Annotated in this window: 14 protein-coding genes; all 14 read left to right on the forward strand. The window is 62.6% G+C overall.

Going from position 1 to position 11,506, the window contains the following annotated elements:
- Nucleotides 1-763: lipid asymmetry maintenance ABC transporter permease subunit MlaE (gene mlaE / locus QOC89_RS18500; protein ID WP_323046350.1), on the forward strand; the 763-nt coding region annotated here is incomplete at its 5' end.
- 92 nt (nucleotides 764-855) lie between these two features.
- Entirely contained in the window at nucleotides 856-1,419 is a 564-nt protein-coding gene (gene mlaD / locus QOC89_RS18505; RefSeq protein WP_323046351.1) for an outer membrane lipid asymmetry maintenance protein MlaD, read from the forward strand.
- Between the two features lie 11 nt (nucleotides 1,420-1,430).
- Complete coding sequence (locus tag QOC89_RS18510; RefSeq protein ID WP_323046352.1) at nucleotides 1,431-2,498, forward strand: VacJ family lipoprotein; 1,068 nt, start codon at nucleotides 1,431-1,433, stop codon at nucleotides 2,496-2,498.
- 118 nt (nucleotides 2,499-2,616) lie between these two features.
- The gene (locus QOC89_RS18515) at nucleotides 2,617-3,249 is read left to right on the forward strand and encodes an ABC transporter substrate-binding protein (RefSeq protein WP_323046353.1); all 633 of its coding nucleotides are present in this window, start codon (nucleotides 2,617-2,619) and stop codon (nucleotides 3,247-3,249) included.
- The gene (locus tag QOC89_RS18520) at nucleotides 3,246-3,539 is read left to right on the forward strand and encodes an STAS domain-containing protein (RefSeq protein ID WP_323046354.1); all 294 of its coding nucleotides are present in this window, start codon (nucleotides 3,246-3,248) and stop codon (nucleotides 3,537-3,539) included. Before QOC89_RS18515 ends, QOC89_RS18520 begins: the two co-directional genes overlap by 4 nt.
- Nucleotides 3,540-3,708: 169 nt before the next feature.
- Nucleotides 3,709-4,641, forward strand: coding sequence for an ABC transporter ATP-binding protein (locus tag QOC89_RS18525; protein ID WP_323046355.1), 933 nt, complete (start codon nucleotides 3,709-3,711; stop codon nucleotides 4,639-4,641).
- On the forward strand, nucleotides 4,638-5,402 hold the full coding sequence (locus tag QOC89_RS18530) for an ABC transporter permease (protein WP_179734727.1): 765 nt from the start codon (nucleotides 4,638-4,640) through the stop codon (nucleotides 5,400-5,402). The genes QOC89_RS18525 and QOC89_RS18530 overlap by 4 nt, the downstream gene beginning before the upstream one ends.
- Before the next feature lie 15 nt (nucleotides 5,403-5,417).
- Nucleotides 5,418-5,657 (forward strand): BolA family protein, encoded by a 240-nt coding sequence (locus QOC89_RS18535; RefSeq protein ID WP_063497505.1) that lies wholly within the window; start codon nucleotides 5,418-5,420, stop codon nucleotides 5,655-5,657.
- A 111-nt stretch (nucleotides 5,658-5,768) separates the two neighbouring features.
- Entirely contained in the window at nucleotides 5,769-7,031 is a 1,263-nt protein-coding gene (murA, locus tag QOC89_RS18540; protein WP_323046356.1) for a UDP-N-acetylglucosamine 1-carboxyvinyltransferase, read from the forward strand.
- Nucleotides 7,028-7,723 carry an ATP phosphoribosyltransferase gene (hisG, locus tag QOC89_RS18545; RefSeq protein WP_323046357.1) on the forward strand — a complete coding sequence of 232 codons (696 nt, stop codon included), beginning with the start codon at nucleotides 7,028-7,030 and terminating at the stop codon, nucleotides 7,721-7,723. Before murA ends, hisG begins: the two co-directional genes overlap by 4 nt.
- Before the next feature lie 59 nt (nucleotides 7,724-7,782).
- Nucleotides 7,783-9,105 (forward strand): histidinol dehydrogenase, encoded by a 1,323-nt coding sequence (gene hisD / locus QOC89_RS18550; protein WP_323046358.1) that lies wholly within the window; start codon nucleotides 7,783-7,785, stop codon nucleotides 9,103-9,105.
- A gap of 194 nt (nucleotides 9,106-9,299) precedes the next feature.
- Nucleotides 9,300-10,370 (forward strand): histidinol-phosphate transaminase, encoded by a 1,071-nt coding sequence (hisC, locus tag QOC89_RS18555; protein ID WP_323046359.1) that lies wholly within the window; start codon nucleotides 9,300-9,302, stop codon nucleotides 10,368-10,370.
- Between the two features lie 117 nt (nucleotides 10,371-10,487).
- Nucleotides 10,488-11,075, forward strand: a complete 588-nt coding sequence (hisB, locus tag QOC89_RS18560; RefSeq protein WP_179734719.1) for an imidazoleglycerol-phosphate dehydratase HisB — start codon at nucleotides 10,488-10,490, stop codon at nucleotides 11,073-11,075.
- Between the two features lie 73 nt (nucleotides 11,076-11,148).
- On the forward strand, nucleotides 11,149-11,506 hold a 358-nt coding region (locus QOC89_RS18565; protein WP_323046360.1), incomplete at its 3' end, for an NAAT family transporter.

An 11,506-nucleotide genomic window follows, 5' to 3' on the forward strand; every position in this document is an offset into this window, starting at 1 on the left:
CAGTGCGATCGGCCGTTCGGTGATCGGCGGGCTGGGCCGGGCCGGGTATGCCACGCGTTTCTTCTTCCGGCTGTTACTCGAGTTTTTCCCGCTGCTGCGCCGGCCGCGCCTTGTCACGAAGCAGATCCACATCGTGGGTAATTATTCGCTGGTGATCATCGCCGTATCAGGGCTGTTCGTCGGCTTCGTGCTCGGGCTGCAGGGCTATTACACGCTGAACCGCTACGGCTCCGAACAGGCGCTGGGGCTTCTGGTCGCGCTTTCGCTGGTGCGCGAACTCGGGCCGGTGGTCACGGCGCTGCTGTTCGCCGGTCGCGCGGGCACCTCGCTCACGGCTGAGATCGGCTTGATGAAGGCGGGCGAGCAACTTACCGCCATGGAAATGATGGCCGTGGATCCAGTGAAGGTCGTGGTGGCGCCCCGGCTGTGGGCGGGCATCATTTCCATGCCGATTCTGGCCGCGATCTTCAGCGCGGTCGGTGTGTTCGGCGGTTATGTGGTGGGCGTGCTGCTGATCGGCGTCGATGCCGGTGCGTTCTGGTCGCAGATGCAAGGCGGCGTCGATGTCTGGCGCGACGTCGGCGCGGGGGTCATCAAGAGCGTGGTGTTCGGCGTCGCGGTGACCTTTGTTGCGCTGTTTCAGGGCTACGAAGCCAAGCCGACGCCTGAAGGCGTGTCGCGCGCCACGACCAGGACGGTCGTGTACGCGTCGCTTGCGGTGCTCGGCCTCGATTTTCTGCTGACCGCACTGATGTTCAGCTAACACTGCGCTGCACGCTTGCCGTCATTGGGCGCGCCTCGGGTTGCGCGTGACGGCAAGCGCGAGCGGCGTGGCGGATTCACTTTGGGATGACGATGAAAAAGACTGCTCTCGACTTCTGGGTCGGCCTGTTCGTGGTGTTGGGTTTCGTGGCGTTGCTCTTTCTCGCGCTGAAAGCCGGCAATATGAGCTCGTTGTCGTTTCAGGCAACGTACCCGGTCAAGCTCAAGTTCGACAATATCGGCGGGCTGAAGGCGCGCGCGCCGGTGAAGAGCGCGGGCGTGACGGTCGGCCGGGTCGATTCGATTGGCTTCGACAGCAACGCGTATCAGGCTGTCGTCACGATCGATATCGACAAGCAATACCCGTTTCCGAAAGACACCTCGGCGAAGATCCTGACCTCGGGTCTGCTGGGAGAACAATACATCGGGCTCGAACCCGGTGGCGACAGCGAGATGCTTAAGGCGGGCGACACGATTTCGATGACGCAATCGGCGATCGTGCTCGAAAACCTGATTGGACAATTCCTGTATAGCAAGGCCGCGGACTCGGGCGCATCCAAGCCGGGCGCGGGTTCGGCTGCCCCCGCAGCCGGCTCCGCCACGGCGCCCGCGCCGGCGGCGCCGACTCTGCCCGCCTCCGGCGCGGCAGGTCAATAAGGAGAACAAAAATGCAGACCATAGGCATAAAGGGTGTGCGCGCCGTCCAGATGGCGACCTTCGCACTCGCGGTCACTACGCTCGTCGGCTGCTCGACTGTGCAGACGCCGACCAAGGGCGACCCGCTCGAAGGCCTGAACCGCACGATCTTCACCGTCAACGACAAGCTCGACCAGTACGCACTGAAGCCGGTCGCGAAAGGCTATGTGTGGGCGACGCCGCAACCGGTGCGCGACAGCGTCACGAACTTCTTCTCGAACATCGGCGACGTCTACATCGCGGCGAACAACCTGCTGCAACTGAAGATCACCGATGGCGTCGAAGACATTATGCGGATCGTGATCAACACGACGTTCGGCGTCGGCGGTCTGTTCGACGTGGCAACGCTCGCCAGGCTGCCCAAGCACGACAACGATCTCGGCCTCACGCTTGGTCACTACGGCGTGCCGGCGGGTCCGTATCTGGTGCTGCCGCTGTTCGGCCCGAGCACGGTGCGCGACGCGGTCGGCTCGGTCGGCAATTACTATGTGAATCCGCTCAGCTACATTCATCCGGATGCTCTGAGCTGGGCGTTGTACGGCCTGAACGTGGTCAACACACGCGCCAATCTGCTGAGCGCGAGCGACGTGCTGGAAGGCGCCGCGCTCGACAAGTATTCGTTCGTGCGTAACGCGTATCTGCAACGGCGCCAGTATCTGCTGTCGGACGGCAAGCAGGCGCAGGCGCTGCCGAACTACGGCGATGAAGCGCCGCTGCCGAAGTACGACGACGTCGAGGGCGGCGCGGCTGCGGCGCCGGCCGGCGCCATGACCGGCGCGGCCGGTACAGAAGGCACACAAGGTGCGGCTGCGAAGGCGGCCGCTGCTTCCGGTACCGCAACGGCGTCACCACCGCAAGCTGCCTCGGCAGCGGGCGCAACCGCTGGCGCGACCGGCACGGCTGCGGCCCCGGAGGCCGCCTCGGGCAGCACCGAAACCCCGCCGCTCGATCTGAACGGCGGACCGGAAACGACGCAAATCCCGGCCGGCCAACTGGTCCCGCCGAATCGTTTCAACTTTCCGTCATTCAAATTGCGTTGATCGTGCAGCCGTAACAGATCGATACGACTCTCGCAGTTTGCGCATGGATTGCCGCTGAACTCGCGTGCTAATGTCGGCTCAAACGGGTGCACTATTTTTAAGGCAAGCAAGGTCCGATATGAAAAAACTATTCCTGATTCCGTTGTTCGCTGCGTTGTTTTCTTTCGCCAGTGCCGGTGCATCGGCACAAACGGTCGACGCCAATTCACCGGACGGCCTGATCAAGACGGTCACCCAGCAGGTGATCGACGCTGTACGCGCCGACAAGTCGATCCAGCAGGGCGACATCTCGCACATCACCCAACTCGTCAACGAAAAAATTCTGCCGTACACCGATTTCCGCCGCACCACGCAACTGGCGATGGGCCGCAACTGGCGCACCGCGACGCCTGAGCAGCAAAACCAGGTGGTCGAACAGTTCAAGATGCTGTTGATCCGCACGTATTCGGGTGCGTTGGCCCAAGTGCGCGACCAGCAGATCCAGTACAAGCCGTTTCGCATGAACCCGGACGACACCGACACGGTGGTGCGCTCGGTGGTGATGAACAACGGCTCGCCGATCGAACTCGACTACCGTCTGTACAAGACGCCGAACGGCTGGCGTGTGTATGACATCAACGTGCTCGGCGCGTGGCTGATTCAGGCGTATCAGCAGCAATTCAACGAGCAGATCCAGCAGAAGGGCGTAGACGGGCTGATCCAGTTCCTCACGCAGCGCAATCAGCAACTGGCCGCGGGAAAGCAGTCGTGAGCGAGGTGCTGAACGCCGTCGCGAACCGCTTCGAATGCGGTGCGACGCTGACCCACGAGAGCGCGAAAGCCGCGCTCGCGGCGGGTTTGCAGCGCATTGCCGCAGGCGCGAACGGCGTGGATTGCGCGTCGCTCGCGCAATTCGATTCGTCCGCGCTGGCCGTGCTGCTCGCGTGGGAGCGTGCCGCTCAGGCACGCGGCGTCAAGTTCGAGATTGTCAATCTGCCGGCTGGTCTCGCCAGCCTCGCACAAGCCTACGGCGTCGATACCCTTATTTCGACGCGACATTGACGCTCCCTTAGCGTCCCTTCCAATCACCCCGACCAAGTCGGGGTTACCGATTTTTGCCCTATAATCAAACGTTTTTTGGGGCAGATAACCGGCCCCAATTTCGTCCCTTCCAGCACTTTGCGCCCCCTCGGGGCTCCTTTAGGCGCCGCGGCACACGCGGCCCACAGTCATGTCAGCCATAGAAATTCGTAACGTCAAGAAGCGCTACAAGGACTTGCAGGCGCTCAAGGGCGTCAGCCTCACAGTGGAAGAAGGTGAGTTCTTCGGACTGCTCGGTCCGAACGGCGCGGGCAAGACAACGCTCATCAGCATCCTCGCCGGTCTCGCACGTGCCGATGAAGGCAGCATCGCGGTACGCGGCCATGACGTCGTCAATGATTTCCGCGACGCGCGCCGCGCGCTCGGCGTGGTGCCGCAGGAGCTCGTGTTCGATCCCTTCTTCACCGTGCGCGAAACCTTGCGCATCCAGTCCGGCTACTACGGGCTGCGCAATAACGACGTGTGGATCGACGAGATCATGGCCAATCTCGACCTCACCGACAAAGCCGACGCCAACATGCGTGCGCTGTCGGGCGGTATGAAGCGCCGCGTGCTGGTGGCGCAGGCGCTGGTGCACCGGCCGCCGGTGATCGTGCTCGACGAGCCGACTGCCGGCGTCGACGTCGAGTTGCGTCAAACGCTGTGGAAATTCATCTCGCGCCTGAATCGCGAAGGCCACACGATCGTGCTGACCACGCACTATCTGGAAGAAGCCGAATCGCTATGCGACCGCATTGCGATGTTGCGGCGCGGTGAAGTAGTCGCGCTCGAGCGTACCAGCGCGCTGCTGCAGCGCTTTGCCGGCATGCAATTGTTCCTGCGTTTTGCGCAAGGCGTCCTGCCGGTTGAGTTGCGTCCGCTGGAAGTGGAAAGCGGCGCGGGCAACGGCAATGGCCGCCAGCATCTGCTGCGCCTGTCGAGCTACGACGAGGTCGAACCGATTCTCGCGCAGTGCCGCGCAGCGGGTTGTACATTCGAAGAAATCGAGGTTCGCAAAGCCGACCTCGAAGATGTGTTCGTTCAGGTGATGAACGGTCCGGAAGTGATCGAGGGGCTTGCATGAGCGGCTATAGTGGTTTCAGCACGCTGTTTTACAAAGAAATCCTGCGGTTCTGGAAAGTGGCGTTCCAGACCGTGCTGGCGCCGATCATCACGGCGCTCCTGTATTTGACGATTTTCGGGCACGCGTTGCGCGGTCATGTTCAGGTCTATCCGGGCGTCGAGTACACGAGCTTCCTGATTCCCGGTCTCGTGATGATGAGCGTGTTGCAGAACGCATTTGCGAATAGCTCGTCCTCGCTGATCCAGTCGAAGATCACCGGCAACCTGGTGTTCGTGCTGCTGCCGCCGCTCTCGCACTACGAGATGTTCGGCGCGTACGTGCTCGCTGCCGTGGCACGCGGTCTGGCGGTCGGCTTCGGCGTGTTCATCGTGACGATCTGGTTTGTGCCGGTGAGCTTCACCGCGCCGCTCTACATCATTCTGTTCGCGATTTTCGGTGCGGCGATTCTCGGCACGCTCGGTTTGATCGCCGGCATCTGGGCCGAAAAATTCGATCAGCTTGCGGCATTTCAAAACTTTCTGATCATGCCGCTCACGTTCCTCTCGGGCGTCTTCTACTCGACGCATACGCTGCCGCCGGTGTGGCGCGAAGTGTCGCGGCTCAATCCCTTTTTCTACATGATCGACGGCTTTCGCTACGGTTTCTTCGGGATGTCGGATATCAATCCGCTCGAGAGCCTGGCGATCGTTGCCGGTTTCTTCGTGGTGCTGGCACTGGTGGCGATGCGCATGCTCGCCACCGGTTTCAAACTGCGCCACTGATCAGGAGCTTCTCTCATGTTGCCGACTCCCGAACAGGTCAAGCAATACATTGCGGCTGGGCTCGCTTGCCAGCATCTCGAAGTCGAAGGCGACGGTCAGCATTTCTTCGCGACCATCGTTTCGCCGAGTTTCGAAGGCAAGCGTCTGATCCAGCGCCATCAACTCGTGTACGCGGCGCTCGGCGACCGCATGCGCGAGGAAATCCACGCGCTCAGCATGAAGACGCTGACGCCCGCCGAATGGCAGACCGCGTAATCTGGAAATTTAGTGCGAATTACTCAAGAAGGGCGCGACGCCGGTAGCGGCGCGTCGAACACAGTCAAAGCAGCCCCGGCCGAAGTCCGGGAATATCAGGAAGAGACAGGCATGGATAAACTCATCATCGAAGGTGGCTACCCGCTATCGGGTGAAGTCGTCGTCTCGGGTGCCAAGAATGCGGCGTTGCCGATCCTGTGTGCGAGTCTGCTCAGCGCGGAGCCGGTGCATCTGGAGAACGTGCCCGACTTGCAGGACGTGCGCACGATGCTCAAGCTGCTCGGCCAGATGGGCGTGCGTATCGAGAGCGGTGAGGGGCGTGTGTCGCTGGACGCGTCGAAAGTCGATAACCTCGTCGCACCGTACGAGATGGTGAAGACCATGCGTGCGTCGATCCTCGTGCTCGGCCCGCTGGTCGCGCGCTTCGGTCACGCCCGGGTGTCGCTGCCGGGTGGCTGCGCAATCGGCGCGCGTCCGGTGGATCAGCACATCAAGGGCCTGCAGGCCATGGGCGCGGAGATCACGATCGAGCACGGTTTTATCGAAGCGCGCGCGAAGCGTCTGAAGGGTGCGCGCATCGTGACCGACATGATCACCGTGACCGGCACGGAAAACCTGCTGATGGCAGCGGTATTGGCCGAAGGCGAAACGGTGATCGAGAACGCGGCGCGTGAGCCGGAAGTCGGCGATCTCGCGCATCTGCTGGTCGAGATGGGTGCGAAGATCGAGGGCATCGGCACGGATCGCCTGGTCATCCAGGGCGTCGACAAGCTGCACGGCGCGAAACATACGGTGATTCCGGATCGTATCGAAGCGGGCACGTTCCTGTGCGCGGTCGCGGCCGCTGGTGGCGATGTGACCTTGCGCAAAGTGCGTCCGCTGATCCTCGAAGCGGTGACGGAAAAGCTGCGCGAAGCCGGTGTCACGGTCGAAGAAGGCGACGACTGGATGCGCGTGCGCATGGACAAGCGTCCGGGCGCCGTCACGTTCCGCACCTCCGAATACCCTGCGTTCCCGACCGACATGCAAGCGCAGTTCATGGCGCTGAACACGCTCGCCGACGGCACCTCGCAAGTGGTCGAGACGATCTTCGAAAACCGCTTCATGCACGTGCAGGAACTGAACCGCCTCGGCGCCAACATCACGATCGACGGCAACACCGCGCTCGTGACCGGCGTCGAGAAGTTGTCCGGCGCGAAGGTGATGGCGACCGATCTGCGTGCTTCGGCGAGTCTCGTGATCGCCGCGTTGCGCGCCGAAGGGGAAACGCTGATCGACCGGATTTATCACCTGGATCGCGGTTACGACCGGATGGAGACCAAGCTCAACGCCATCGGAGCCAAGGTGCGCCGCGTCGCCGGGAGCCAGGCATGAGTTCGATGCCGCAAACGTCGTCTTCGCCGGCCGTGCGCGCACCGCTGACGCTGGCGTTGTCGAAAGGGCGTATCTTCGAAGAGACGCTGCCGCTGCTCGCCGCGGCCGGCATTGAAGTCACCGAAGATCCGGAAACCTCGCGCAAGCTGATTCTGCCGACCACGGACGTGAATGTCCGCGTGATCATCGTGCGCGCGACCGACGTGCCGACCTACGTCGAATACGGCGCAGCCGATTTCGGCGTAGCGGGCAAAGACGTGTTGCTCGAACATGGCGGCAGTGGGTTGTATCAGCCGGTCGACCTGGAGATTGCGCGCTGCCGCATGTCGGTCGCGGTGGCCGGGGGTTTCGATTATGCGAACGCGGTGCGCCAGGGCGCCCGGTTGCGCGTCGCGACCAAGTACGTTGAAACCGCACGTGAGCATTTTGCCGCCAAGGGCGTGCACGTCGACCTGATCAAGCTGTACGGTTCGATGGAACTCGCCCCGCTGGTCGGTCTTGCCGACGCGATCGTCGACCTGGTGAGCTCGGGCAATACCTTGCGCGCCAACAATCTTGTCGAGGTGGAGGAGATCATGCAGATTTCGTCGCGCCTCGTTGTTAATCAGGCAGCGCTGAAGCTCAAGCGCGCCGCGCTACGGCCGATCCTCGACGCGTTCGAACGCGCGTCGAAGGCCGGCGCCGCGGCCTAATAGTCTGACCACGCTCGTTTGACCACGCTTTAGCGCGCCTTACCGAAACGGATATCTGTATGTCTATCAAGATTCGCAAACTCGATTCCAGCGTTCCCGGCTTCCAGAAGTCGCTGCACGCGGTGCTCGCGTTCGAGGCGAGCGAAGACGAAGCAATCGAGCGCTCGGTCGCGCAGATTCTGAACGACGTGAAAACGCGCGGCGACGCTGCGGTGCTCGAGTACACGAAGCGCTTCGACCGTGTCGAGGCGAAGAGCGTCGAGGCGCTCGAATTGCCGATGTCTGAACTCGAAGCGGCGCTCGAAAGCCTCGAGCCGAAGCGCCGTGCGGCGCTCGAAGCGGCGGCGGCGCGCGTGCGCGGTTATCACGAGAAGCAGAAGATCGAGTGCGGCAGCCATAGCTGGCAGTACACGGAAGCCGACGGCACCGTGCTCGGCCAGAAGGTCACGCCGTTGGATCGCGCGGGTATCTACGTGCCGGGCGGCAAAGCAGCGTATCCGTCGTCGGTGCTGATGAACGCAATTCCGGCCCGCGTCGCCGGCGTGCGCGAAATCGTCATGGTCGTGCCCACCCCGGACGGCGTGAAAAATCCGCTGGTGCTGGCGGCGGCCTTGCTGGGCGGTGCAGACCGGGTGTTCACGATCGGCGGTGCGCAGGCGGTAGGCGCGTTGGCCTACGGTACGGAAACGGTGCCCGCAGTCGACAAGATCTGCGGTCCGGGCAACGCGTATGTCGCGTCGGCCAAGCGCCGCGTGTTCGGTACGGTCGGCATCGACATGATCGCCGGGCCGTCGGAAATCCTGGTGCTGTGCGATGGCACGACCGACCCGCGTTGGGTCGCAATGGACCTGTTCTCGCAGGCCGAGCACGACGAACTCGCGCAATCCATCCTGCTGTGTCCGGACGACGCGTTCATCGCCCGCGTGCATGACGCGATCAACGAATTGCTGCCGAGCATGCCGCGGCGCGACGTGATCCGTGCGTCGCTCGAAGGCCGCGGGGCGCTGATCAAGGTGCGCGATATGGCCGAAGCCTGCGCGATCGCCAACGACATCGCACCGGAACACCTCGAAATCTCCGCGCTGGAACCGCATCAATGGGGCCAGCTGATCCGCCATGCCGGCGCCATCTTCCTTGGCCGCTATACAAGTGAAAGCCTCGGCGACTATTGCGCGGGGCCCAATCACGTGCTGCCTACGTCTCGTACCGCACGGTTCTCGTCCCCCTTGGGCGTCTACGATTTCTTCAAGCGTTCGAGCGTGATCGAGGTCAGTGCGGATGGCGCACAGACGCTCGGCGAGATCGCCGCCGAACTCGCCTATGGTGAAGGCCTGCAGGCGCATGCCCGCAGCGCCGAATACCGCATGCGGCACAACGGCTGAAGGCGGGGCAGCCGCCCCTGAAGGCGGCGAATCCGATGAGGGAACAGGCGGGCATCGAATCGATGCCCCCGAACTTCACCGACGGATTCTCGCGCGGCTTCGCGTTAAATAACGACAAGACAGACCAACCCGGCGCGGCCAACGTGGCGCCGATGCCAGGCCAGCATCTCCCTTGCGGACCGTTCCGCTGACTTATGACGACACCTCAAGACATCATCCGCCGCGACGTGCTCGCGATGACGAGCTATCCGGTTCCGGACGCCACGGGCTATATCAAGCTCGACGCGATGGAAAATCCGTTTGCGCTGCCACCGGTGCTCGCCGCGCATCTCGGCGAACATCTGGCCGGCGTCGCGCTGAACCGTTACCCGGCGCCGCGCCCGGAAGCGCTAATCGAAAAGATCAAGCGCGTGATGGGCGTGCCCGCGGGTTGCGACGTGCTGCTCGGCAACGGTTCGGATGAAATCATCAGCATGATGTCGGTGGCGTGCGCGAAGCCAGGTGCCAAGGTGCTCGCGCCGGTGCCGGGTTTTGTGATGTATCAGATGTCGGCGACGCTGGCGCATCTGGAATTTGTCGGCGTGCCACTGAAGCCCGATTTCACCCTCGACACCGAAGCCACGCTGGCGGCGATCGCCGAGCATGAACCGGCAATCGTCTATCTGGCCTATCCGAACAATCCGACCGGCACGCTGTACGACGACGCGGACATGGAGCGCATCATCGCCGCGGCGAGCAGGAGCCTGGTGGTCATCGACGAGGCGTACCAGCCGTTCGCGCAGCAAAGCTGGCTGCCGCGTGCCGATGCGTTCGACAACGTCGTCGTGATGCGTACCGTCTCCAAGCTCGGTCTGGCCGGCATCCGCCTCGGTTACCTGGTCGGCAAGCCGGCGTGGCTCACCGAATTCGACAAGGTGCGCCCGCCGTACAACACCAACGTGCTGACGCAAGCCGCCGCCGATTTCCTGCTCGACCACATCGACGTGCTCGACGCCCAGGCCGCGCAACTGCGCGAAGAGCGTACCAAACTCGCGCAGGCCGTGGCCGAATTGCCGGGCGCCGAAGTGTTCCCGAGCGCCGGCAACTTCCTGCTGGTGCGGGTGCCCGACGCATCTGTTATGTTCGAAACGCTGCTGGCGGCACGGGTTCTGATCAAAAACGTGAGTAAAATGCACCCATTGCTGGTCAATTGCGTGCGTTTGACCGTCGGTTCGCCCGAAGAAAACGCCCAGTTGATCGCCGGACTGAAACTCGTGCTGCACTGAGCAACGGCGTGCCGAATGGCCGCGTAGGCACTTCCTTCAAGCGGGGAGAGTGCGCGCGGCCCGCCGTGTTCCCATCCCACACTACTATCGCTTTCTAGCTAGATTCGAGGAATTACCATGCGCCTTGCGGAAGTCGTTCGCAACACCAGCGAAACGCAGATCCGTGTGAAGATCAATCTGGACGGCACCGGTCAGCAGAAGCTGGCCACCGGCGTGCCGTTTCTTGATCACATGCTCGACCAGATCGCACGGCATGGATTGTTCGACCTCGAAATCGAAGCGCATGGCGACCTGCATATCGACGACCACCACACGGTCGAAGACACCGGCATCACGCTCGGCCAGGCGGTCGCGAAGGCAATCGGCGACCGCAAGGGCATCCGCCGCTACGGCCATTCCTACGTGCCGCTCGACGAAGCGCTGTCGCGCGTCGTGATCGATTTTTCCGGCCGGCCGGGCCTCGAATTCCACGTGCCGTTCACGCGCGCGCGCATCGGCACGTTCGACGTCGATCTCTCCATCGAATTTTTCCGTGGTTTCGTGAACCATGCCGGCGTGACGCTGCACATCGACAACCTGCGCGGCCTGAACGCCCATCATCAGATGGAAACGGTGTTCAAGGCGTTCGGGCGGGCATTGCGCATGGCCGTCGAACTGGACGAACGCGCGGCGGGACAGATTCCGTCGACCAAGGGCAGCCTTTAAGCGCTAGTTCACCCGCTCATCTACAACACGACTACGACCAGGACCGGTTGCGCTTGCCCGCGACCGGTGTGCGATGGATATTCTGAAGTCGTTTATTTCGCTGCTGGCGTTGATCAACCCGGTCGGCGCCATTCCGTTCTTCATGAGCCTGACGGCGCTTCAGAGCGACGCCGAGCGGCGCAGAACCATCCGCATTGCGGCGATTTCGGTGTTCTGTGTGATTGCGGTGACCACGCTGCTCGGACAGCAGATCATCAGTTTTTTCGGTATTTCGGTGGGGTCGCTCGAAGTGGGCGGCGGGATCATCATGCTGCTGATGGCGATCAACATGCTGAACGCGCAGATCGGCAACAGCCGTTCGACGCCGGAAGAGCGCCATGAAGCCGAACAGAAGGACAACATCGCGGTCGTGCCGCTGGCGATTCCACTGT

It is taken from the genome of Paraburkholderia sp. (genome assembly GCF_034668105.1).
GTDB lineage: Bacteria > Pseudomonadota > Gammaproteobacteria > Burkholderiales > Burkholderiaceae > Paraburkholderia.